At 54.7% G+C, this 23030-nt stretch carries 22 protein-coding genes; 17 read left to right on the plus strand and 5 right to left on the minus strand.

Going from position 1 to position 23030, the window contains the following annotated elements; translation table 11 throughout:
* Positions 1-61: 61 nt before the first annotated feature.
* Positions 62-283 carry a YgdI/YgdR family lipoprotein gene (locus ACLBW8_RS23570; RefSeq protein ID WP_017136187.1) on the plus strand — a complete coding sequence of 74 codons (222 nt, stop codon included), beginning with the start codon at positions 62-64 and terminating at the stop codon, positions 281-283.
* 55 nt (positions 284-338) lie between these two features.
* Here ACLBW8_RS23570 and ACLBW8_RS23575 read toward each other — a convergent pair whose 3' ends face one another.
* The 3 genes from ACLBW8_RS23575 to ACLBW8_RS23585 form a co-directional block, all read right to left on the minus strand.
* A complete protein-coding gene (locus ACLBW8_RS23575; RefSeq protein WP_447806437.1) occupies positions 339-1229 on the minus strand; it encodes a pseudouridine synthase in 891 nt (296 codons plus the stop codon).
* Between the two features lie 72 nt (positions 1230-1301).
* Positions 1302-1637 (minus strand): hypothetical protein, encoded by a 336-nt coding sequence (locus ACLBW8_RS23580; protein ID WP_016978478.1) that lies wholly within the window; start codon positions 1635-1637, stop codon positions 1302-1304.
* 136 nt (positions 1638-1773) lie between these two features.
* Positions 1774-2685, minus strand: coding sequence for a LysR family transcriptional regulator (locus ACLBW8_RS23585; protein WP_407017163.1), 912 nt, complete (start codon positions 2683-2685; stop codon positions 1774-1776).
* A 192-nt stretch (positions 2686-2877) separates the two neighbouring features.
* Here ACLBW8_RS23585 and ACLBW8_RS23590 point away from each other — a divergent pair, with 192 nt between their 5' ends.
* The 9 genes from ACLBW8_RS23590 (at position 2878) to ACLBW8_RS23630 (ending at position 14889) form a co-directional block, all read left to right on the plus strand.
* The gene (locus tag ACLBW8_RS23590; protein ID WP_407017162.1) at positions 2878-3861 is read left to right on the plus strand and encodes an aldo/keto reductase; all 984 of its coding nucleotides are present in this window, start codon (positions 2878-2880) and stop codon (positions 3859-3861) included.
* 51 nt (positions 3862-3912) lie between these two features.
* Positions 3913-5076 (plus strand): argininosuccinate synthase domain-containing protein, encoded by a 1164-nt coding sequence (locus ACLBW8_RS23595; RefSeq protein ID WP_407017161.1) that lies wholly within the window; start codon positions 3913-3915, stop codon positions 5074-5076.
* Positions 5077-5155: 79 nt separating this feature from the next.
* Positions 5156-5893, plus strand: a complete 738-nt coding sequence (locus ACLBW8_RS23600; RefSeq protein WP_407017160.1) for a sulfotransferase-like domain-containing protein — start codon at positions 5156-5158, stop codon at positions 5891-5893.
* A gap of 8 nt (positions 5894-5901) precedes the next feature.
* Positions 5902-6564 (plus strand): adenylyl-sulfate kinase, encoded by a 663-nt coding sequence (gene cysC / locus ACLBW8_RS23605; protein ID WP_447806438.1) that lies wholly within the window; start codon positions 5902-5904, stop codon positions 6562-6564.
* Positions 6565-6587: 23 nt separating this feature from the next.
* Positions 6588-7910: a diaminopimelate decarboxylase gene (gene lysA / locus ACLBW8_RS23610; RefSeq protein ID WP_447806439.1), complete on the plus strand. Its 1323-nt coding sequence runs from the start codon at positions 6588-6590 to the stop codon at positions 7908-7910.
* A 45-nt stretch (positions 7911-7955) separates the two neighbouring features.
* The gene (locus ACLBW8_RS23615; RefSeq protein WP_407017157.1) at positions 7956-9227 is read left to right on the plus strand and encodes an ATP-grasp domain-containing protein; all 1272 of its coding nucleotides are present in this window, start codon (positions 7956-7958) and stop codon (positions 9225-9227) included.
* A gap of 140 nt (positions 9228-9367) precedes the next feature.
* Positions 9368-12352: an amino acid adenylation domain-containing protein gene (locus tag ACLBW8_RS23620; protein ID WP_447806440.1), complete on the plus strand. Its 2985-nt coding sequence runs from the start codon at positions 9368-9370 to the stop codon at positions 12350-12352.
* 73 nt (positions 12353-12425) lie between these two features.
* Positions 12426-13649, plus strand: a complete 1224-nt coding sequence (locus ACLBW8_RS23625) for an ATP-grasp domain-containing protein (protein WP_447806491.1) — start codon at positions 12426-12428, stop codon at positions 13647-13649.
* Entirely contained in the window at positions 13642-14889 is a 1248-nt protein-coding gene (locus tag ACLBW8_RS23630) for an MFS transporter (RefSeq protein ID WP_447806441.1), read from the plus strand. The genes ACLBW8_RS23625 and ACLBW8_RS23630 overlap by 8 nt, the downstream gene beginning before the upstream one ends.
* A 101-nt stretch (positions 14890-14990) precedes the next feature.
* On the opposite strand, the gene ACLBW8_RS23635 is transcribed toward ACLBW8_RS23630, so the two are convergent.
* Positions 14991-15227 (minus strand): glutaredoxin family protein, encoded by a 237-nt coding sequence (locus ACLBW8_RS23635; RefSeq protein WP_407017153.1) that lies wholly within the window; start codon positions 15225-15227, stop codon positions 14991-14993.
* 146 nt (positions 15228-15373) lie between these two features.
* Here ACLBW8_RS23635 and ACLBW8_RS23640 point away from each other — a divergent pair, with 146 nt between their 5' ends.
* The gene (locus ACLBW8_RS23640) at positions 15374-17098 is read left to right on the plus strand and encodes a cation:proton antiporter (protein WP_447806492.1); all 1725 of its coding nucleotides are present in this window, start codon (positions 15374-15376) and stop codon (positions 17096-17098) included.
* Here the strand turns inward: ACLBW8_RS23640 and ACLBW8_RS23645 are convergent.
* Positions 17085-18293 carry an ammonium transporter gene (locus tag ACLBW8_RS23645; protein WP_221294292.1) on the minus strand — a complete coding sequence of 403 codons (1209 nt, stop codon included), beginning with the start codon at positions 18291-18293 and terminating at the stop codon, positions 17085-17087. The two genes, ACLBW8_RS23640 and ACLBW8_RS23645, sit on opposite strands and share 14 nt — an antisense overlap.
* A 347-nt stretch (positions 18294-18640) precedes the next feature.
* Here ACLBW8_RS23645 and ACLBW8_RS23650 point away from each other — a divergent pair, with 347 nt between their 5' ends.
* From ACLBW8_RS23650 to ACLBW8_RS23675, 6 genes are all read left to right on the plus strand, one after another.
* Positions 18641-18955 carry a DUF883 family protein gene (locus ACLBW8_RS23650; protein WP_053255177.1) on the plus strand — a complete coding sequence of 105 codons (315 nt, stop codon included), beginning with the start codon at positions 18641-18643 and terminating at the stop codon, positions 18953-18955.
* Positions 18956-18959: 4 nt separating this feature from the next.
* Complete coding sequence (locus ACLBW8_RS23655) at positions 18960-19346, plus strand: phage holin family protein (RefSeq protein ID WP_407017150.1); 387 nt, start codon at positions 18960-18962, stop codon at positions 19344-19346.
* Complete coding sequence (locus ACLBW8_RS23660) at positions 19343-19684, plus strand: hypothetical protein (RefSeq protein ID WP_447806442.1); 342 nt, start codon at positions 19343-19345, stop codon at positions 19682-19684. Before ACLBW8_RS23655 ends, ACLBW8_RS23660 begins: the two co-directional genes overlap by 4 nt.
* 92 nt (positions 19685-19776) lie before the next feature.
* A complete protein-coding gene (locus ACLBW8_RS23665) occupies positions 19777-20940 on the plus strand; it encodes an EAL domain-containing protein (protein ID WP_447806443.1) in 1164 nt (387 codons plus the stop codon).
* A gap of 71 nt (positions 20941-21011) precedes the next feature.
* Complete coding sequence (locus ACLBW8_RS23670) at positions 21012-22343, plus strand: deoxyguanosinetriphosphate triphosphohydrolase (protein ID WP_447806444.1); 1332 nt, start codon at positions 21012-21014, stop codon at positions 22341-22343.
* Between the two features lie 157 nt (positions 22344-22500).
* A complete protein-coding gene (locus ACLBW8_RS23675) occupies positions 22501-22896 on the plus strand; it encodes a response regulator (RefSeq protein ID WP_064451556.1) in 396 nt (131 codons plus the stop codon).
* The last annotated feature ends 134 nt before the right edge of the window (positions 22897-23030 follow it).

The following is a 23030-nucleotide window of genomic DNA, read 5'->3' on the forward strand; positions in this document are numbered from 1 at the left end:
TGTCGACGCCACGCGCGTCACAAGGTCAGCTGTTTAAAAGAATTCTTTTGGAGACACACTCATGACTCAACGGACCATCGCCGCTCTCATGCTTGCACTGGGCCTCGCCACTCTCGCCGGTTGCGCCTCGCCTACAGTGATCACCCTGAATGACGGTCGCGAAATCCAGGCCGTCGACACCCCTAAATATGACAAGGCTTCGGGCTTCTATGAGTTCGAACAACTTGACGGCAAGCAGACCCGCATCAACAAAGATCAGGTTCGCACCGTTAAAGACCTGTAAGTCTTAGGGTTTGCCAACAAGGCCCGCCTCGCGCGGGCCTTGTCGTTTCCGGGGGTTACCAGTCGAGACTGATCCGGCTGCGGAACTCGCGTTGTTCACCCGTGACCGGGTCGATAAACCGCACGCCCTGGGCCAGCAGCTTGAGTGGCTTGGCGTAGTCGTCCTCGGCGTCCTTGATCACGTCTGGGTAGAACGGGTCATTGCAGATACTCGCTCCCAGCGCGGTCATGTGCACGCGCAGCTGATGCTTCTTGCCGGTCACGGGGAACAGGCCGTAGCGCCACAGGTCGCCATTTTTTTCGCGCACTTCCACCACGGTTTCGGTGTTGCTGGCGCCCGGACCTTCCTGCATGCGGAAGAACGGCTCGCCATCCACCAGGCGGCTTTTGTGCACGATGGGGAACGTCAGGTTCGGCAAGGCTGGGGCGATAGCTTCGTAGAATTTTTCGATGCGCCGCGTGGGAAACAGCTGTTGATACGCCGAACGGCTTTGCGGGTTGGCCGAGAACAGCACCAGCCCGGCCGTATGGCGGTCGATGCGATGCAAGGGAACAAGCGCGGGGTTATCCAGGCGACGAATCAGGCGGCGCAACAGGGTCTGCTCGACGTATTCGCCGGCAGGCGTTACCGGCAGAAAATGCGGCTTGTCGGCCACGACCAAATGTTCGTCGGCGTACAGGATGGTTTCCTTTACCGGGATCACCTTCTCATTCGGTACTTCACGGAAGTAATAAATGCACAGGCCTTCCTTGTAGGCCAGGCCGAGGCTGATCGGGTTGCCGTTGATGTCGAGCACACGGCCTCGGGCGATGCGGTCCAGCCAGTGTTCACGACTGATCGCCGGAAAATGCTCGCACAGGCAATCCAGCACGGTTGCCCAAGGGCCAGGTGGCAAATACAACGTGCTGGCTTGGTGCTGGGACGCGGAGAAACCGGATGTGGACATGACAATGCTCGAAGCCTGGAAAATCAGGCAGGCATTATCCCGCATGGAGCGGGATTGAGCCTAGGGCGGATCTCAGGCCTTTGCCAATTCGGCCCGCAGGATCGGCGAGGCACTGGCGGCGTCGGTAAACTCCTTGAGCCAACGCAGCACGTCCACCGCTTCCCAACGGCCGGGATCGTAAAGCGCGTACAACAAGCCCTGGTAACCCACGACATCCAACTGCTTGTGGTAACCGGCGCGCTGGAACAAGGCTTCGATTTCTGCGAAGCAGGTATTGAAATGCACTTTGTTAAACGGCGTCTTGCCTTCCGTGACCAGGCCATCCAGGCGCAGCTCGTTCACCGCGTCGCGCACGACATCGGCGGACATGCGATTGACGCTGCTTTTCAGTTGTTCAACATTCACCACGGGCGTTCCCCCTACTCAATCACTGTACAAGCATACAGTAACGTAATAATTGGAAACTCGCCATCGGTGACGGACATCTGTTTCACCGAGACTCAACCGTTGTGCGTCGGACGCATCCCCGACTTGAAAGGCTTTTTCAGAGATTTCCCAAGCGAGCGCTTATCTGCTGGCAATTGCTTCGTAGAACATCAACAAATTGCTCCACGGTAGACGATTCGGGGCGGTGCAACGGCCGTACGACGCTCACACAGTAAGAAATTGAGTGGGAAAAGCGACGGATCTGCAAACCCCGGCCAACATAGTCGAGGGCTGTGAGCGGGTTCACAATGGCAACGCCGACCCCCAGGTTGACGGTCGCACACACGGCGCTCGCGTTATGCGTCTCTACCACCAGGCGCCTTTCAATGCCTGACTGCTGAAAGATAGCGTCGGTTTTGATTCTGTAGGGATCATCCGCTGCAAGGTAAACAAAGTTTTGCCCCTCGAAGTCTTGTGGTGTAAGGACGGTTTTCGCATTCAACTCGTGATCAGACGGCAAGACACACACCACGTCGAGGTTTAAGAGTGTTTCGACGTAGGTTCCCGGAGGTGTTTCCAGGGTTTCAGTCAACCCCAGGTGATAACGCTGAGCAGTCAGCGACTCCTCGAGCGCGGGCGACTCCTGCGGCGTGATGTTAATGCTCACGCCCGGAAATTTACTGCAGAAATCCTGGCAGACCTGCGGTAACAGAGCATTTGAGAAAGCCGGAATACACGTCAACGAAATTTGCCCTTGCCGAAAATGCCTGATGGCCTCGACGGCATTTTTCACACGGGCCAGCCCGACATAGCTGCGTTGAACTTCATCGAACAGCATCAGACCATGCTCTGTCGGGATCAACTTTGCACCCGCGCGCTTGAACAACGTCAACTGGGTCAGCGTTTCGAACCGGCTGAGCTCTCGGCTGATGGTGGGCTGCGAGGTATGCAGAAGTGCAGCGGCAGCTGTCGCACTGCCTGTGGTCATTACCGCCCAGAATACTTCTACATGGCGAAAACTGAAATTCATGGGCCAACCTCGCGATGAATTGAACAAGCTCGATCATATCAGAAATGAATAGCCAGCCACTAAATTGATATTTTTACTTTGTTTTTTTGCTGCGCATACTTTCCCAGTACTCAACACTTTAGCGATCAAGGTGATCGCTACTTGAGTGCGCTTATCGCGTCCTGAATAAAATAACTCTATAGCGAGCGGGCGATGAAATACCGGCGATTTGGACGACTGGAATGGAACGTTTCTGAAGTTGGATATGGAATGTGGGGCGTCGCTGGTGGTGAAGGGGGTTGGACAGGCTCATCCGATATCAGCGGCATGGCGGCGTTGGAACATTCGATTAATCTAGGCTGTAACTTTTTCGATACGGCATGGATTTATGGTCGTGGCCACAGCGAAAAAATGCTTGGAGAAGCATTGCGCAACCACCCCGGCAAAACCTTATATGTTGCCACTAAAGTTCCGCCTAAGAACCGAGAGTGGCCCTCTCATCGGGGTGACCGCCTAGACCAAATATTTCCGCCTGATCATATTAACGAATATGTCGAGAAAAGTTTGCAGTCATTAGGCATGGCCTCCCTGGATTTATTGCAGTTTCATGTATGGGAAGATGCCTGGGCCAAAGATGAGTCCTGGATGCGCGTTGTTGACGAACTCAAACGGCAAGGCCTGATTCGCGGCATCGGCATCAGTGTCAATCGCTGGGAGCCAACCAACGTAGTTGAAACACTCAAAACGGGAATGATCGACGCGGTACAAGTGATTTATAACGTCTTTGATCAAGCGCCTGAAGATGAATTACTTCCGTTATGCCGTGAACTGGACATTGCCGTCATCGCCAGGGTGCCCTTCGACGAAGGCTCTCTGACGGGGAATTTAACGGTCGATTCCACTTGGCCCGCGGGTGATTGGAGAAGCAGCTATTTCGTGCCAGAAAACCTGGCAGCGACAGTTGCGCGGGTCGAGTCTTTGAAACGGGCTCTTCGCACCGACACTCACCTATCGGAAGTTGCGCTGAGGTTCATCCTGTCCAACGATAACATCACAACTACTATTCCTGGCATGCGTTCTATCCCACACGTGGAAGCAAACGTAGCGTGTTCTGAAAAGGGAAAGATAGGGCAGACGCTGATGACGTTGTTAAGACAGCACAGGTGGGACCGTGAGCCAACCGCATGGTCACAATAATAGGCGTGAAGCGGAAACGTTAATAACAACAACTCTATAAAGGACTACAGCGTGAAATTCTCGGACTTGAAAGGCAAGAAAGTTGGAATCTGTGCATCCGGTGGCCTGGTTAGCTTATTCATTGCACAGCGTTTGAAAGAGGAACAGGTCGACGTCGAACAGTTCATTGTCGATATCGGCCAACCGGGTGATGAAGCGCACAAGTTTTGTGCAGACAACATTGAATTGATGCAGGCCGTAAATGTCATTGATTTGAAGGAAGACATTGCGCTTAGCTTTCTCCAGGCTGTACGTGCCCAGGCTCAGTACGACGGTGGCTACTGGAACACGACTGGCATTGCCAGAGCGGTAACCGTCAAGGGGCTGGTGAATGCATTGCGCACGCGGCAGTGCAGTGTATTGGCACATGGCGCAGTTCACGGCGGCAACGATGAATTCCGCTTCAATTACTACTTGAAAATGTTTGCGCCAGAGATCACGCCCTTTTCGCCTTGGGAAGACTCAAGCACGTCCGATCGGTTTCGAACCCGCGTTGATATGGGCGATTTTGTTGCCGACGCTGACGAAACCATGATGCGCAATAAAGCCAATCACTCCGTTGATGCCAACGTCGGCGGCGTGTCACATGAGAATCGCGAAGTTGAGGTGCTCTCAAATTCACCCGACATGATTAGCCCCATTATGGGCGTAAGGGTCATGGATGCGCCGGACGTGCCAGAGACTTGCAGCATTACCTTTAAGCAAGGTATCCCCGTTGAGATTAATGGTCAGCCCGTGAGTCACTACCAGGCGATCGCCGAAGCTAACAGGATCGCGGGTCGCAATGGGGTGGTCTTGAAGAACGTATTGGAAAACCGAATGAACGGCACTAAGGGTCGCGGCCTATACGAATCTCCGGGGCTTGATATGCTCGGTATTGCAGCAAAACATCTACTGCAAGCAACGGTTGACAAGGACTCATGGGAGGTCCTGCGGTTCTTGTCGCCCTTTATCGCACGTCAATCGTATGCAGGTCGTTTGTATGACCCCGCCACGCAAGCCGCATTGGCCAACGTGGCAGCATTGACTGAACAGGCGAATGGCACCGTCGATGTGATCGCGTATAAAGGCAACTACATGGTTGACCGCGTACGCGAGTACTCCAAGTCGCGATTCACCGCACAACAATTCCGTTTCGCTCATGGCGGGCAAAAGTGGATCACTGAATCCGTTTAAGTCATGAGGGGCTGACGGTCCTCGCAGCCTGCACGTATTGTTGAAATAAAGGTTAACTATGCAGCACAGACTAATTGTTATGTGGGCCCCTCCACGCTCGCTGTCCACCGCGTTTGTACGTGTGATCGCGGCGCGTGGCGACTTCACTATATTGCATGAGCCTCTGTGCGACCTGTCGGCGCGCGGTGTATACAACCACCCGCAGACGGATCATTCAACTCAGACGTTGAACAACTCAACGGAGATGTTCAACTACGTACAGGCATTGCGTGCGCAGCGTGCTGTGTTCATCAAAGACACCTGTGAGTTTGACTATCGCCACCGACTGACGGGAACGCATTATATGCGTGAGGCGCAACATGTATTTATGTTGCGCAACCCGGAGAAGGTGATTAACTCACACTATCATATTAACCCAGACCTGACATGTAATGAGGTCGGCTACCAACACTTGGCTGAACTCTATGATGCCGTGAGGGCTGAGTCGATACATTCGCCCTTGTTCGTTGATGCGGATGACATGATCCTGAGTCCTGAGTGTGCAATCTCGAGTTTTTGCAGCGATGCAAACTTGCAACACATACCCGCTGCTCTCCAGTGGCAGAGCGGACACTTGGATGTGTGGGAGCGAACCCAGCATTGGCACCTGGATGCAGCAAACAGCACACGCATCGCGCCGATCAAAAAGCAATACAGCACGCGTGTAGACAACCATCCAGCACTGCATGAATTTTATTTAGAAAACATGCCGTATTATGAGTATTTAAAGCGCGAACGTGAGGCTGTACTAAACAAAAACCTTGGTGATCTAAGGTGACGAAAGAAATGCATACAACTGATGGGTCCTGCGACCTGACGTGGCAATTATTTCCCGTGGAACAATCTATGCGCAGCGCTAGATTGAAACAAAAACCGTGTGTGCTTTGGTTTACTGGCTTAAGTGGGGCCGGCAAGAGCACCGTGGCCGGTCTTGTAGAGTCGCTGTTATTCCAGAAAGGTTACCTGACTTACGTATTGGACGGGGACAACGTACGTCATGGGCTATGCCGTGATCTGGGCTTCACCCACCAAGGGCGAAGTGAAAACATTCGGCGGGTGGGTGAAGTCAGCAAGCTGCTGGCTGACGCGGGTTTAATCGTATTAACCGCGTTTATTTCTCCTTTTCGACATGACCGTGCCCTGGCAAGAGCTCTGATTGGCGACAGTGATTACGTGGAAATCTTTATCAATGCCTCTTTTGATGTGTGCGAGGCGCGCGATCCAAAAGGGCTCTATAAAAAGGCCAGGGAGAAACAGGTCGCCGAGTTCACCGGCATTGATTCTCCGTACGAACCACCGGTACACCCAGAGCTCATCATCAATACTGACACTCAAACCGCGATTGATTGCGCGGAGAAGATTGTCAACTATTTATACAGCACGGGTCGGCTGTTATTGGAGTCAGCGGATAACTGCTTGCCCCGCGAGCGTGTCAGTGCACGCAGTTAACGTCATCAATTCGAGGAAGCAAGATGGACCATTTTAATTTTATCGACGGGCATTTACATGTGGAAGACCTCGATGTTCGTCAGATAGTCGAACAGCATGGAAGCCCGGTTTATATCTATTCAGCGCAGACGCTGAAAAATCACTACACCGTGCTCAAAGATGCTTTTTCCGCCCTCTCGCCATTGATTTGTTTTTCAGTTAAAAGCTGCAGTAACCTCAGCATCCTTAAGCTCTTAGTCGATCAAGGATCAGGGCTTGATGTGGTGAGTGGCGGCGAGCTCTACCGGGCACTGATGGCGGGCGTGACTGCGGATAAGATTGTGTTTGCCGGTGTCGGCAAGTCACATGAAGAAATTCGCTACGCGGTTGAAACTGGCGTTTTCCTTTTTAATGTGGAGTCTGAGGCCGAGTTGCTGCGGCTGGATGAGATCGCTTCGACGGCCGGTAAGCGCATAAAGGTGGCCATTCGTGTTAATCCGGATGTCGCCGATGCTGGCACCCATGAAAAAACATCAACAGGCGGTCGTCAGACAAAATTTGGCATTCCGATTGAACGCGCCTATGAACTCTTCGAACCAAAGCGTTACCCAAGCGTAGATGTCGTTGGTATCCATATTCACCTTGGATCGCCGATTCCATCGGCTCAGACTTATTTGTCTGCCATCGATAAGATTGAGGACATGACTAATCGGCTTGAGGCGGTTGATTGCAAAATCGAATTTGTCAACATTGGCGGAGGCTTTCCAGCGCAGTACGGAACAGAAAGCAATCCCGTTTGTTCATTAACTGAAACGGGAGCACTCATTGGTGAGCGTCTACAAGGACTGAAACAGCGGGGCATTCGTTTCATCATTGAACCTGGTCGTTCGATCAGCGCAAATGCCGGTATTTTGCTGACCACTGTCGAATATATTAAACAGGGCTGGGATCGCAAGATTGCGATTGTGGATGCGGGCATGAACGCACTGCTGCGCCCCACCCTGTATGGCGCTAACCATATTATTTGGCCGACCCAATTTAACAATTTTTCTGGCCATTGGACTGCGTTAACGGAGAGCACCCAGCATTCCGACATCCCCCCCTTGGAAGAAACCGATATTGTTGGACCTATTTGTGAGACCGGCGACCACTTTGCTTTAGGTCGACCATTACCGGCGTTCGGCAATGGCAGTTTATTGGCTATTTTTTCATGTGGTGCATATGGCATGAGCATGGCCAGCCAATACAACTCCCGTGGGCGCCCACCCGAAGTATTAGTTGAGGGCAGCCATGCCAAGTTAATACGGGCTCGTGAGACTTACGAAGATTTAGTGGCTCACGAATTATGTGGTTTAAACAACGCTTAACGCTGACTCACTGCGGCGGCTCTCTCAATAGACTGGAATGTGACAATGACTAACAAAATGGCAGTAATCGTCGATGCTTATTCCACTGGCGCGAAACTGGCCTCTAAGTTTCATTCAGAGGGTGTAGCCGTTTTGCACGTCCAAAGTGCCTCGCCCATCATTGATTTTTATATCAACGATTTCAAACCCGGCGATTTTATCGCTAACGTGGTTTTTAACGGCTTGGCCGAATGCTTGGTTGAAATAGATCGGTGGTTGAACGGCATCAAACCCATTTGTGTTTTAGCCGGTGCAGAGACGGGCATTGAATTAGCGGATCTGCTCGCCTCCGAACTGGGCGTAGAAGGAAACACCAAGGAGACGTCGCGTGTTCGGCGAGATAAATACGCAATGGCCTGCGCGCTTAAAGAAGCGGGTTTAGCCACGCCTGATTTTCTGCGCACGGACAGTTTACATGCGTTAACTGAATGGGCCTCAGGCCACTGTTGGCCACTTGTACTGAAGCCCTTAGCCAGTGCTGGCAATGACAGTGTATTTTTCTGCAACAACCCCACCGAACTGAAGAATGCTTTTCACTCCATCTACAACAAAGCCAATCGCTTTGGCGGGCACAATAACCATGTGTTAGCGCAGACCCTTTTGAAGGGCACGCAATACGTCATTAATAGTGTTTCGATCGACGCGCAGCATTATATTTCTGATATGTGGATAGATCGCCGCAAAGTGATTGCCGGTGCATCAAATATTTATGATTGCGAAGAACTCCTGGCCTATGAGGGTGAGGTACAGGAGGCTTTAGTCAGCTATATGAAAAAAGCGCTGGATGCGCTGGGTGTGCGTAACGGGCCCGCTCACTCCGAAATCATGATGACCGCTGAAGGCCCGGTGTTGATTGAAACAGGCGCCCGCCTGCAGGGTGCAATGCTTGAAGAGGCCGTCATTGAGGCGCTTGGCGAGAGCCAGGTCACTCTGACGATCGAACGTTATTGTCACCCTCACCTGTTCAAACGGCGTTTGGGCCAGCAGTATGTTTTATCAAAACATGTCCTATGCGTAGCAATGATTTCCGACCAGGAAGGTGTCATTGTCGAGACGACAGGCTTCGAGAACATTCGCTCGCTTTCCTCCTATGCATGCCATTTTCATCTGCCTGAAAAGGGTGATGATATATCACGCACCATCGATTTATTCTCGATCCCTGGCGTTGTTTATCTCAGCCATGAAGAACTCGCTGTTCTACAGCAGGACTACGAAACGATCCGTCGGCTTGAGCGAGCACACCAAGTGTTTTCTGTGCATGAGAAAGTGTTTGCATAACACCGGGACCACTCGGAACCACCTTAGTTGAGCGAGTAGCACAGCCTTCGCTCGCTTGCCGATTGACCATTTACAACATTCTCTGACGAAAGCACATAGCGCTTAAATTGTTTATACATTTCTATTTACAGGAGTATTAGATGATTATTGGTCAACGCGAGCACTCGCCCCTGAATGGCGGTCAGCCAGACAGGTTAAGTGTACTGGCGATGGTGTATGCGGCTGCACACATGCAGGGAAGCAAAACAGCAGTCACCTGCGGTGATCACTCCCTTACTTATAATGAACTAATCGCCGCTGCACGCGCCAACGCCAAGCGTTTGCACGCGTGCAGTGTGAGCAATAAAGACATTGTGCTCTGTGCATTGCCGACCGGTGTTGAGCTACCCATCGCTTGGTTGTCCGTGATGATGACCAACGCCATCATTATTCCGATAGATGCCAAATGGCCGGAAAATAGAATACACGCCGTCGTTGAGGCCAGTCAGGCAACATGGGTTATAACGAATGGAGAACAGCCGGCTTTAAGGAATGCCGGCTTGAATCTATTTGAGATAAGATTCGACGGGGCGACGGACTTAAGTCCTGAAGCGCACGCTCAGTGCGTCTCAGACGACCTGCTCTATGGTTTCTTCACATCGGGATCAACCGGCCGCCCGAAATGCGCCTTGAATTATCACGCTGGACTTGTGAATCGCTTTGCCTACATGACTAAACGCTTTGGTGGCGGGCATACTGTCTATCAGAACAGCGCGCCCTTATTCGACTCGTCGATTTGGCAAATGCTATGGCCGCTCACCAACGGTGGCATGGCAGTATTGCCTAAACAGCGCGATCACTGGAATGTAGAGTCGCTGGTTGACGAGATAGAGCGTCATCAAATCACGATGACTGATTTCGTACCCACCCTCTTCAAATTATTAATTCGTGCTTTAGAGAATGGAACCCTTGCTGCAAAACGCTTAGACAGCTTGCGGCATGTCTTGATCGGCGGAGAAGAGATTGACGCTGAATCCGTGCACACGTTTAGGCGCTTGTTCCCACGTTGTACGGTCATCAATACCTATGGTCACACCGAGGCATCAATCGGGATGGTATTTCATGAGGTGTGCGATCACGACGATGACAAGATTCCACTCGGCCTGCCTATCGATAATACGTATGTCAAAATAGTTGACGACCAGTTGAGGCCCGTCACCGATGGTGCCTTTGGTGAAATTGTTGTTGCCGGTATTTGCGTCGGGGGGGGCTACCTCAATGCTCCGGAACTGAGCGCACGATCATTTATACGTAATCCATTTTCAGACCTGCCTGGGGAGAAGGTCTACCTGACTGGTGACATTGGCCGTATACGGTCTGATGGTTGCCTGGAATATGGCGGCAGAGCTGACGATCAAGTAAAGGTGCGTGGCGTTCGCATCGAACTCAATGAAATAGTGTCGGCAATCAAGACGGGGTTCGAGGCCGTAAACGACGCACTGGCGTTTGTCTTGCCAACTCAGCAGGGCGACGCAAGTCTGGCGCTGGTCTACGTGTCGTCACACGCATTGGATTTGCAGCACGTACGGCGCGAACTGGCGCGGCATCTGCCGGCGACACACATGCCCCAGTTGGTGCATCACTTGAAGACGCTGCCTATTTCACCGAATGGGAAAGTAGACCGTAAACGCATAATCAATGACTTGAAAAACCATCACTCAGATACGCTACAACCTTGCAGCAGCAGTACCCTTCTGGAAAAAGTGGTTGCTTGTTATCGCATCGTACTGCTGAACAATCAGATGGATGGTGAAGACGACTTTTTCGAGTGCGGTGGAGATTCGTTAGCGGCGGCTAATCTGTCACTGACATTGGGCGAGCATATTTCAACCGATGTTCCGATGACCGCTATTTATCAGTACTCAACGCCGTCACGGCTGGCCGACTTTATCAGCGGCCGTGAGCGAACGGTCGACGCCACGCAGAGCGACCGCTTAGCAAGGGTCGCATTCACTAATCACCAGCCGACGGCGACAACGAGTGCGACGCTCTTATTGACCGGATCGAGTGGTTTTGTTGGCATTCATATTCTTGCGCACCTATTAGCCACCACCCACCTGAACGTGACCGTTCTGCTACGCGGCAGCAGCAGAGAACGTGCTTTATGCCGTTTGGAAAACGTGTTCCTGAACGCGTTCCCTGCACAAGAATTACAACGCCAACGTATTAATGTCGTGCTGGGTGATTTGGCCTTGGCGCGTTGGGGGCTGAATCAAGATGAATGGCAACATCAATGTGCTTCTGTTGATGAGGTGATTCATTGTGGCGCAGCGGTCAATTTCCTGTTCCATGCCTCTCAATTGTTCTCTGCGAATGTGGGTGGAACCCAGGAACTCATCCGATTCTGTAACGAAGGTAAGGCAAAGAGGTTGCACCACGTTTCATCGTTGGCAGCCAAGCTGCCTTCAGGTGCCGGCCGCGTTTCGGGAGACATCGTCTCGGAAGTCGAGGCAGCCGCATTAGGTGTGACCGGGTATGGATATACCAAATACCTGGCAGACAACCTCATCGTTGCCGCACAGCAGCAAGGGCTGCATGCCAGGATCTATCGGGTTGATGATGTGTTGCCTTCAATGAACACCGGCTACTCGAATGGTCAGTCGCTCTTTCATTTACTGCTAAAGCAATGCGTTCAGATGGGCGTTGCGCCTGCTGGCTGCGGCAGCCTGGGACTACTGTCTGCGGACGCGTTGGCCGAGTGGCTGTGCACGTTTGTGGGTAGCCAGGAACGGTTCGAGAGCGGGGCATCATTGATTGATGTTGTTGGCCAACAATACGTTGGATTTGACGACATTGTGCGCTATACCGCGCAGAAAATCGGTCGTGATACAGCCTCCGCATCCTACACAGAATTTTTGTCAATGCTCACGCACATGGGTCAAAGTAAAGCAACGTTGATACATCAAATATTACCGCCAGTTGATGCTGACAAAGTGGCATTCACCAAAGAGTCCAGTTGTTTGCCAGGGAATATTCCTCACGCCCATCTAATCACAGCGGACCTGAATAGTTTTGATGCTTTCATTCGCTTGTTCAAAGCCGAATTAGACGAGATGCCAAATAGCAAACATAGCGTGCTGAGCTAAAGCGCGAAGTGCGTGGCTTGAACGTTGACAAGCACTTTAACTGTTTACCTTTATTTTCCAGGAGAGACCTGTGATGCGTCGCTTAATTATGATCGGTGGCTGGACTGAGATTTATGTAAAGGCCAAGGAGTGTGGCTTCCATCTGACCGTCGTACAGCAAAAAGAAGATATTACGTTCGAAGACTTTCTCATCGCGGATCAAATCATTTCCTCTCCCATGGGAGAAAAAGTAGTCGTCGACCTGGTCGAGACGCTGCATCGAGGGAAGCCATTTCACGCGGTCGTTTCCTTTCAAGAGTTTGGTCTCTTGAATGCAGCGCTGATCCAGGATCGGCTGGGCATCCTGGGAAATCCACTTGGCCCGGTTTTATTGACACGCGACAAAGGCCATATGCGCGCGCACATGAAAGCGACCGGCATACCATCGATTCCATTCGCAACCGTTAACAGCCCTGAAGAGGTCATCGTTTTTGCACGCGAGTGCGGATGGCCCATCATCATCAAACCGGTGAACGGTGCGGGGAGCCTGCAGGTGCACAAACTGTTTTCGGAAGATGAAGTGGTGCCAGCCTATCACGCTATCAAGCAGGATTTCTTGACCACGGATTTAATTAAATATGACTTTCCTGACATCGGGATTATTGCTGAAAAGTTTATCGAGGGCCCCGAAGTCAGTGTCGAGGCCATTTCTTGGGACGGTCAGCACACGGTATTGGGCGTCACCGACAAAATCACAACTGGCTACCCTGGATTTGTAGAGACCGGGCACAGTATGCCTTCGGCACTTGCGCCTGAAAAAATTGATGCCATCCAACGCCTAACCGAATCTTTCCTCACCTCTATTGGTCATCTGTATGGCCCCTCCCATACCGAAGTCATCTTTTCGGAAACCGGGCCCGTTATTGTTGAATCCCATACACGCACGGGTGGCGACCGCATTTTTGAAATGACCGAGTTGGCGTGTGGCGTCGACATGTTTACCGTTACGCTTCAAGGTTTGTTTGGGGCATTCCCGGACATTCAAATGACTAAAACCAACGGTGCCGCAATTCGGTATCTGTCGTTGCCGACAGGCCGGGTGGCAAGCATTTCAGGGTTGGATACCGCGAATCAATCGCCAGGGGTCGTCCGGTGCGATATCACGGTTAAGGCTGGCGACACCTGCAAACGCCCTCAGAACTCAGATGAAAGGGCTGGCTACATTCTTGCGAACGGGGACAGCGGACCGCAGGCAATTGACAACGTGATGCGAGCCTTAGCCAAGGTCACGGTTGAAGTGGAGCGCATTGATGCTTAGCTTGCTCTCACTCATTGCCGGCCGGGAATTCAGAAAATACATTGCCGCGTCGATATTAACCGCCATTGGAAGCGGCATGTATTTCGTTGCCATTTCTTGGTACATCTACACAACCTCAGGCTCCGCAATGGCAGTCGGTTGGGTGCTGATCGTTTCTTCATTGCCGGGTTTGCTGTTTTCACCGTGGATTGGAGTGTTGGTTGACCGGTGGAATGTTCGATCCATTTGTATAGTCGCCGATTTTGCGCGGGCACTCATTTTGATGTTCGTTGCGGTTTCAATGTACTACGAGGTCTTGGGGCTCGCATCAATTTACCTGGCGACCTTTCTGATCGCGCTGTGTGAGAACTTCTTTCAACCTGCCGTCGGTGCGTTGATACGCGATATTGTCCCGAAGGAGCGTCTTCTTGAAGCCAATGTGTCGAGCAGTATGAGCATGCAAATCGGCTTGTTGATTGGCGCCAGCATTGGCGGCTTTTTGGTTGCACTGTTCGGCACGCAATATGTGGTCGTCATTAATGTCATCTCATTTTCCATCTCTGGTTTCCTTACCCTATGGATAAAACACACGCCCGCGATCAAATACAGTGTCAATAAGTTAGTTAAGCCAAGTGTTATCAGGGAGTTTTATGACGCGATTCACTATGCGATTGGCACACGCTTTGTCATTGGGCTGGCCATCCAGCAAATGTTTATTTATGTAACGCTTTCTGTGTGCAATACACTTCTGCCGATTTTCGTTGATAGAGAGCTTTCAGCGGGCGCCCAAGGCTTTGGGTTAATTGATGCGGTGTGGGGAGTGGGCGCGATCTGTGGAGGCTTTTCACTGACCTATATTGTTAAAAAAATGAGCGCTGAGTGGTTTGGCGTCGTCGGCTTAACTGCGATTTCCTTTTTGCTGTTTATTTTCTTGACGGCAAATAGTGTGCCTCAAGCGGCGATTGCTTATTTCTTGTTAGGCGCTTTTGTCGTCATGATTCGGGTCAATTCAGACACCCTTATTGCGATAGGCGTAGAGCCCTCCCATTTTGGAAAAGTCAAAGCTGCCATTTCGATGTTCATCTCCTATGTGAGCCTTATTGCCTACGCGGGTGTGGGTTACTTGGGAGATATAATGTCTGTTCGCTGGATTTATTTGGCATTGAGCGTGGTTATTCTATGCTCGGCGCTGGGGATGTTATGGAAAAACCTATCGAAAGACGCACGCGTGGTATTAGGTAACGTCGACAGCGCTAATTAAGGGGTGTCGAAAAACCAACGGTTGACGCACGCCAGCCCACCGATTTTTTGAGTTCCCACTGGCTGGGGTAGCAAAAAATCGGTGGGTCGTTCGGCCTCTTCCTAAAGCAGAAACGAGACCACTTGTTCCGTGTCGAACGGCCAGCCCAATTCAGCCCCTGTATCCACCCGCCGAAGCACCGGAATACGCAGGCCGTAGGTCTCGAACAGGGCTTCGGAGTCGGCAATATCGACCAGCTCGACCATCAAACCGTGTTCGACCAGCGGCATGACTTCTTCTTCGGCGAGCTCACACAGATGGCAGCCCAGTGTGGTGAACAACTGACATTCAGGAGTCATGACAAAGTGACCTGATAGGAAGTAGGTCACTATTCTATGCTCACCCCGATACGGCCAACAGCCCACAATCCCTGATCCAGATCACCATGACGTATAACTGATTCAGCGATCCTCGCGGCTTTTTGCCCGCTCACCCCGCAATGGAGATGCACGTGTTCGCCAACCTGCTGATTATTCTGGCTTCATCCCTGGTGGTGATTGCGCTGTTTCGCCGGCTACGACTGCCGCCCGTGCTCGGCTATCTGTGCGTGGGCCTGGCCGTGGGGCCCACCGCGCTGGACTGGGTGAATGACAGTGAAGACCTGCCTGACCTCGCCGAGTTGGGGGTGGTATTCCTGCTGTTTTCCCTTGGGTTGGAATTTTCCCTCACCAAGATGTTCGCGTTGCGCAGCGTGGTATTCGGGCTGGGCAGCTTGCAGGTACTGGGCTGCGGTGTGCTGCTGGGAGGCCTGCTGATGGGGTTTGGTCTGGCGCCCGGCGTCGCCCTGTTGCTGGGCGCCGGGCTGGCGTTGTCCTCCACGGCCATCGTCAGCAAGGAGCTGACCAGCCTTGGGGAAATTTTCAGCAGCCATGGCCAGAATGCGATTGGCGTGCTGCTGTTCCAAGATGTGGTGGCAGTGCTGCTGCTCACCTTGGTGCCGGTGTTTGCCGGTAACAGCGACCAGGCCTGGTACTGGGCGTTGCCGCTGACGTTGGGTAAAACCGTGCTGTTGTTCGTCGGCCTGCTGTTCGCCAGTCGCTGGTTATTGCCACGCCTGTTTCACGAAGTCGCGGCGTCCCATTCAGCGGAGCTGTTTGTGTTGTTGGCCCTGGTGATCGTATTGCTGACTGCCTGGCTCACTCACTTACTGGGGCTCTCCCCGGCCCTCGGCGCTTTCCTGGCGGGCATGCTGTTGGGCGAAAGCCATTACCGGCATCAGATCGAAGCCGACATCCGGCCGTTTCGCGACATCCTGCTGGGGCTGTTTTTTGTCAGCATCGGCATGCTCATCGACCTGCAGCTGTTCGTCAGCCATAGTCTGCTGATCCTCGGCTTGACCCTCGCACTGATGCTGATCAAGGCCTCGGTGGTCGCGGCCTTGGTCAAACTGCGCGGCAGCGACCGTGAAACGGCTTGGCGCAGCGGCCTGGCCCTGGCTCAGGGCGGCGAGTTCTGTTTTGCGCTGATGGCGCAAATGCAACACAGCCGGTTGATACCCGAAGCGTTCAACGGCCTGCTGCTCGCTGCCACCTTCTGCTCGATGCTGCTGACCCCGCTGTTACTGCGCGCTGCGCCGACGATTGCCCTGCGCCTGCACCGCAAGCCCAACCAGCAGGTGCAACTGGAAGCAATCACCGCGCTCAACGCCCAATTGAGCGGCCACGTGGTGATTTGCGGGTATGGCCGCGTCGGACAATCCATCGGGCGCTTTCTGCACCGCGAGCAACAGGCGTTCATCGCACTGGATGATGATCCGGCGCAGGTGCAGCAAGCCGCCACGGACGACAGCAGCGTGCACTACGGTGACTGTCGCCGTGGTGCCCTGCTGAGTGCGGTCGGCCTGGAACGCGCACGGTTAGTGGTGATCGCGGTGGATAACAGCGATGTCGCCCTATTGGTATTGACGGAGGCACGCCGGATCAATCCGGACGTGCCGATTCTGGTGCGCACCCGTGACGACAGCCAGTTGGCTGAACTGAAAGCCGCAGGCGCCAGCGAAGTGGTGCCCGAACTGCTGGAGTCGAGCCTGATGCTCGCCTCCCACGCCTTGATCCTGCTCGGGCTTTCGGACGAACAGGTGCAGGCGCGGGTCGATGAGGTGCGGCGTAACCGCTATCGCCTATTGCACGGTTTCTACCCGCGAACCGACGAGCCGATCAATCCTGACTGACCGCGCCGATCTTGTGGATCGACAGGTCCGCGCCGTAGTACTCCTGTTCCTGGCTCAAGCGCAGCCCGTGCACGCGCTTGATCACGCCGTACACCAACAGGCCACCGACCAGCGCCACCGCCACCCCCAGCGCGGTGCCGATCAACTGGCTGATCAGGCTCACGCCGCCCAAGCCGCCAAGAGCGGTCTGGCCGAACAGGCCGCACGCGATACCGCCCCACACGCCGCACAAGCCATGCAATGGCCACACGCCCAGCACGTCATCGATTTTCCAGCGATCCTGGGCGGCGATGAAGAACCACACGAACAAACCACCGGCGACGACACCGGTGACCAGTGCGCCCACAGGGTGCATCAAGTCGGAGCCGGCGCAGATCGCCACCAGCCCGGCCAGCGGACCGTTATGCAGGAAGCCAGGGTCATTGCGGCCGATCACCAGGGCAGCAACAGTGCCGCCAACCATGGCCATCAGCGAGTTGACGGCGACGAGGCCGCTGACGCCATTCAAGGTCTGCGCGCTCATCACGTTAAAGCCGAACCAGCCAACGATCAGGATCCACGAACCCAACGCCAGGAAGGGAATGCTCGACGGCGCGAATGCCACCAGACGCCCTTCTCGATAGCGCCCGTTACGCGGGCCCAAGAGCAGCACCGCCGCCAGCGCCAGCCAACCGCCCATGGCGTGCACCACCACGGAACCGGCGAAGTCATGGAAGCTGGCACCAAAGGTGGCGAGCAACCAGGCTTGCAGGCCGAAATTGCCGTTCCACACCATGCCCTCGAAAAACGGGTAGATAAACGCCACGATCAGCGCGGTGGCACACAGCTGAGGCGCGAACTTTGCGCGCTCGGCAATGCCTCCGGAAATAATCGCCGGGATCGCCGCCGCAAAGGTCAGCAGGAAGAAAAACTTCACCAGGCCGTAGCCGTGATCGGCACTGATCACCGCCGCCGGCTGCATAAAGCTCACACCGTAGGAGATCCAGTAGCCTATAAAGAAATAAGCCAAGGTCGAGATGGCGAAGTCGCTGAGGATCTTCGACAGGGCGTTGACCTGGTTTTTCTGGCGCACGGTGCCGACTTCCAGGAACGCAAAACCGGCGTGCATGGCCAGGACCATGACCGCGCCAATCAAAATAAACAGGGTGTTGGAGCTGTGGACTAACGTGTCCACTGCACTTTGCAAATTTTCCATGGAGGTTGGCAGGCCTGCGTTAAGGGCAAAAAGCACCAAAGCGGTTCAAGCCAGGGTTTCGCGCACTAAATTGGCACCGCCGGCCCCGCACCTCGTCAGAGGGCGTGAACCGCTTTAGCGCAGCGAACACCACAACAAGCCATTACCGACAGGGTTTTTCCGCGAGTTTGAGTTATTTAGGGTAAGGTTTTTCAAGGCATTAGCCTCAGGCCGCCCAGATTCAGCGCACGCCCCGGGGCATGCGCACCAAGGCAAAGCAAAAGCTGTACCAGACAATTGAAGTGAACCTTCACAGAAGCCTGTGACTCGAAACCACACGTACAGATCAGCCAATCACGGAGATAACCATGGCCAGAAGAACTGCAAAGACTGCTCAAGAGATACTGATGGCGGATTTTCAAACCCTGGTCAGTGACACTGAAAAGTTGCTCGACGACACCGCCGTGCTGGCCGGTGATCAGGCCGATGAGCTGCGTACCAAGATCCACGACAGCTTGCTCAAGGCCCGCGAAACCCTGCAACTGACCGAAGACTCCCTGCGCGAACGCGGCGCGGCGGCGGTCACTGCAACGGAAGATTACGTGCAGGCCAACCCTTGGCAGTCGGTGGGCATTGCCGCCGGCGTTGGTTTTCTGATCGGTCTGCTGGCTACAAGGCGCTAACATTATGTCTATCGGCGAATCCGGCTCGTCCACGAGCTCAAGCTCCACTTCCCGACGCCTGGGCGCGGCCGTTCTGGGCTTGCTGCACAGCCACGTCGAGTTATTTGGCATCGAGTTGCAAGAGCAGAAATCGCGCACGGTGAGCCTGTTGCTGTTCGCAGGCCTGGCGCTGGTGTTTGCCCTGCTGCTGTTGGTGGGGCTGTCGGCGCTGGTGATGATTCTGGTGTGGGACACTTACCGTCTCACCGGGATCATTAGCCTGTGCGTGTTCTATTCCCTGGCCGCAGTGTTCTGCGGAGTGCGCTTGAAGGCGGCGATATTCGATGAGTCCACGCCGTTCCATGCCACCCTTGAAGAACTGGCCAACGACCGGGAGCGCCTGCTGCCATGAGCATGACTGAAATCCCGCAAACCGCTTCCCGCCGCGAAATGCGCAAGGCGTTGATTCGCCTGCGCATGGAAATGCACCGCCAGGAAATCCGCCACGAGTCCCAGCAACTGATGGCCCCCCTGAACAAAATGCGCAACATGCGCCATAACTGGCAGGACAGCCTGGGCATCAAGCACGCGCCACTGTGGGGCGTGGCCGCGGTGACACTGATGGGCTTTTTTACCGGCAAGGGCGCCAAGGGCGGCAGCATCAGCAGCCTGACACGCTTGGTGCGGCTGGGCGCCGGTTTGATCCCGCTGATTAAATTGGCCATGCAAGGGGCTTCGCGTAAAGGCTGAACCGCGCTGGCTGCATTCTTGCAAACAGAATCGGCCCGGCCCTCGAACACGAGGGCCGGGCCTTTTTTTGTCAGCTCTCTTAAGGAGGCCCCGTGATCGACGGGCAACCGCTCGCCTGCTTCCAGCCGTTCATCGACACCGCCACCGGGCGCATTGCCGGTGTAGAGGCCCTCGGCCGCCTGCGCCAGGCTGATGGCCGCTTGCTGTCCGTGGGCCCTCTGTTTGCTGACCCGCGCACGCCCGGCGTCACCTTGCGCCGCCTTGACCGACAAATCCGTGACAATGCTTTAAGTCGCCTCCATGAAGCGCCCGAAGACTGGTTTCTCAGCCTGAACATCTCGCCACGCTGGATCAATCGCCTGCGCCCTGGCCAAGCCTTGCCCAGTTTGAAACAGGTGCACGCCTACGGTATCGATCCGCGGCGCATCGTGTTTGAAATCACCGAGTTGGGAGGCGACATCCAGCGCCTGGCCGACGTGGTGGTGCGTTATCGCAACGCCGGTGCGCGGATCGCCATTGATGACTTCGGCGCCGGCTATTCCCAGCTCGACCGCGTTCTGGCGCTGCAACCGGATATTCTCAAGCTGGACATGCGCCTGTTCCAGGAAGCCGCTAAAGGCGGGCCGAGCAGTGACGTGGTAAGGGCGTTGGCGCAGATGGCGGAAAAAACCGGGTGCTGGATTATCGCCGAAGGCGTGGAAACCGAGGCGCAATTGAGTTTCGCCCTGGAATGCGGGGCGCGGTATGTGCAAGGTTACCTGTTTGCCCAGGCGCAGCTGGAATGGTTTGCAGCGGATGCCTTCGTAACGCGATTTGCCCAACTGCGTACGGTTTACGTCCAGCACAAACTCGCAGAGCGGGGCCGCTTGATGCAGTTGCGCCAGCAATTGGTCGAGCTGATGCGAATCCTGCAAACCTGGGCACAGTGCCGGGCGCCTCTGAATCAATTACCCCAATTGCCGGACTTCCCCTGGCTGCTGCGCTTTTACCAGTGCGACCGCCATGGCACCCAACTCACACCCAACTTCGAATGGCGCCAGGATGCCTGGCAGGCGGACAGCCGCTACCTGGGCCACAACTGGTCGTGGCGCCCCTACTTCTATCATCTGCTCGCCGAAGGCTGGGAGGAGCGCCGCCTGACGCTCTCGTCGACCTACCGCGACGCCACCACCAACCAGTATTGCCTGACCGCCGGACAATTCTTCGATAACGGCCAGCGCTTGCTGTTAATCGATATCGATGCGGCCGGCCTGTAGATTTTCGCTTGCCGAGGCCCCGCTGAACCGGGAAGCTGGGAGGGTCATTCACCGTACGGAGAGTACCCGCCTTGGATTGGCCCACCCTGCTGACACGCGAACGTCTTGGAAAGCCCCTGCACAGCCCCGAAGAACTCGGCCGCAGCCCGTTTCACAAAGACCACGACCGTATTATTTTCTCCGGCGCATTCCGCCGACTTGGCCGCAAGACCCAAGTGCACCCGGTATCGAGCAATGACCATATCCATACCCGCCTGACCCACTCCCTGGAAGTCAGCTGCGTCGGCCGCTCCCTCGGTATGCGCGTGGGCGAAACCCTGCGCAGCGCCCTGCCCGACTGGTGTGAGCCGAGCGACCTGGGCATGGTGGTGCAATCGGCCTGCCTGGCCCATGACATCGGCAATCCGCCGTTCGGGCATTCCGGTGAAGACGCCATTCGCCACTGGTTCCAACAGGCGGCCGGGCGCGGCTGGCTGGACGACATGAGCACTGCCGAGCGCAATGACTTCCTCAATTTCGAAGGCAATGCCCAGGGTTTTCGGGTACTGACCCAGCTGGAATACCACCAGTTCGACGGCGGCACACGGCTGACCTATGCCACCCTCGGCACTTATTTGAAATACCCCTGGACCGCCCGCCACGCGGACTCATTGGGCTACAAGAAACATAAGTTCGGCTGTTATCAGAGCGAGCTGCCAATCCTTGAGCAGATCGCCCACAAACTCGGCCTGCCGCAGTTGGAAGAACAACGCTGGGCCCGTCATCCGTTGGTCTACCTGATGGAGGCGGCAGACGATATCTGCTACGCCTTGATCGACCTCGAAGACGGCCTGGAAATGGAATTGCTGGAATATGCCGAGGTGGAGTCGTTGTTGCTCGACCTGGTGGGTGACGATTTGCCCCAGACTTACCGGCAACTGGGCCCGGAGGACTCTCGTCGGCGAAAGCTGGCGATCCTGCGCGGCAAGGCGATCGAGCATCTGACCAATGCAGCCGCTCGGGCCTTTGTCGAACAACAGGACGCCTTGCTCGCCGGTACGCTGCTGGGTGACCTGGTGGAGCACATGCACGGCCCTGCCAAGCGCTGCGTACTGGATGCCAAGGACATGGCGCGTAAAAAAATCTTCCAGGACAAGCGCAAGACCCTGCACGAAATCGGCGCCTACACGACCTTGGAAATCCTCTTGAACGCCTTTTGCGGTGCCGCACTGGAGCAGCATGGGGGGCGCACGCCGTCGTTCAAGAACCGGCGCATCCTCGACTTGCTGGGCAACAGCGCGCCAAATCCAGCCTGGTCGCTGCACACTTCGTTTTTGCGCATGATCGACTTTATCGCGGGCATGACAGACAGCTATGCCACCGAGATGGCACGGGAGATGACCGGGCGTTCCAGCCCGCAGTGAAGATGATGGTCGCGCCGCCTGCTTCCCGTACAGATTTTACCTACGACGGGAACAGAGCGGCCTGATCGAATTCGCACACCCACTCGAGGAATAATCGCGCACGCTTCTGGCGGACTTGCTACGCCCGCGCCCCCTCTGAATGAGCCATGTGCCTTCTATGCCCCTACCCCGTCTTCGAATCCTGTTGGTGGAGGATCATCCCTTTCAGCTCCTGGCCACTCAGTGCCTGCTCAAAAGCTTCGGCTTCGAGCACGTGACCCTTGCAGAAAATGCCGAACAGGCCATCCGCACGATGTCCAGCGCCACGACTCCGTTTGACCTCATGCTGTGCGACCAATGCCTGCCTGATCTACCAGGGCTGGAACTGGTGGAAATTGCCAGCCGCCGCCACTTCATAAGTGGCGCCATTCTACTGAGCGGGCTGCCGGCGACGGAACTGTCCACCCTGACAACACAAGCCCTGCAACGCGGCCTGCCACTCCTTGGCTATTTATTAAAGCCTCTGAATAAAGACGAACTTGCAGCGTTGATCGCGCCAATAAGCCCACTATAAATACCGGACTTTAAACGCTCTTCAGCGACGGATGAGCGTCTGAAAACCAGCGCTGAATCTGTAGCTCCGTCCATCAGCACACTGATTCAAACATTGCTTACATCCGACGGCGCAAAGCCTTAATGGAGGGTAGG

The sequence above is a fragment of the Pseudomonas sp. M5A4_2d genome (genome assembly GCF_053345295.1).

Bases quoted from the DNA above. Each gene is read 5' to 3' on its own strand.
- ACLBW8_RS23585 (WP_407017163.1), bottom strand. From the start codon at position 2,685: ATGAATTTCAGTTTTCGCCATGTAGAAGTATTCTGGGCGGTAATGACC.
- ACLBW8_RS23645 (WP_221294292.1), bottom strand. From the start codon at position 18,293: ATGGAAAATTTGCAAAGTGCAGTGGACACGTTAGTCCACAGCTCCAAC.
- lysA (WP_447806439.1), top strand. From the start codon at position 6,588: ATGGACCATTTTAATTTTATCGACGGGCATTTACATGTGGAAGACCTC.
- ACLBW8_RS23630 (WP_447806441.1), top strand. From the start codon at position 13,642: ATGCTTAGCTTGCTCTCACTCATTGCCGGCCGGGAATTCAGAAAATAC.
- ACLBW8_RS23600 (WP_407017160.1), top strand. From the start codon at position 5,156: ATGTGGGCCCCTCCACGCTCGCTGTCCACCGCGTTTGTACGTGTGATC.
- ACLBW8_RS23615 (WP_407017157.1), top strand. From the start codon at position 7,956: ATGACTAACAAAATGGCAGTAATCGTCGATGCTTATTCCACTGGCGCG.
- cysC (WP_447806438.1), top strand. From the start codon at position 5,902: ATGCATACAACTGATGGGTCCTGCGACCTGACGTGGCAATTATTTCCC.
- ACLBW8_RS23675 (WP_064451556.1), top strand. From the start codon at position 22,501: ATGCCCCTACCCCGTCTTCGAATCCTGTTGGTGGAGGATCATCCCTTT.
- ACLBW8_RS23575 (WP_447806437.1), bottom strand. From the start codon at position 1,229: ATGTCCACATCCGGTTTCTCCGCGTCCCAGCACCAAGCCAGCACGTTG.
- ACLBW8_RS23660 (WP_447806442.1), top strand. From the start codon at position 19,343: ATGAGCATGACTGAAATCCCGCAAACCGCTTCCCGCCGCGAAATGCGC.
- ACLBW8_RS23620 (WP_447806440.1), top strand. From the start codon at position 9,368: ATGATTATTGGTCAACGCGAGCACTCGCCCCTGAATGGCGGTCAGCCA.
- ACLBW8_RS23655 (WP_407017150.1), top strand. From the start codon at position 18,960: ATGTCTATCGGCGAATCCGGCTCGTCCACGAGCTCAAGCTCCACTTCC.
- ACLBW8_RS23640 (WP_447806492.1), top strand. From the start codon at position 15,374: ATGCACGTGTTCGCCAACCTGCTGATTATTCTGGCTTCATCCCTGGTG.
- ACLBW8_RS23590 (WP_407017162.1), top strand. From the start codon at position 2,878: ATGAAATACCGGCGATTTGGACGACTGGAATGGAACGTTTCTGAAGTT.
- ACLBW8_RS23625 (WP_447806491.1), top strand. From the start codon at position 12,426: ATGCGTCGCTTAATTATGATCGGTGGCTGGACTGAGATTTATGTAAAG.
- ACLBW8_RS23650 (WP_053255177.1), top strand. From the start codon at position 18,641: ATGGCCAGAAGAACTGCAAAGACTGCTCAAGAGATACTGATGGCGGAT.
- ACLBW8_RS23635 (WP_407017153.1), bottom strand. From the start codon at position 15,227: ATGACTCCTGAATGTCAGTTGTTCACCACACTGGGCTGCCATCTGTGT.
- ACLBW8_RS23570 (WP_017136187.1), top strand. From the start codon at position 62: ATGACTCAACGGACCATCGCCGCTCTCATGCTTGCACTGGGCCTCGCC.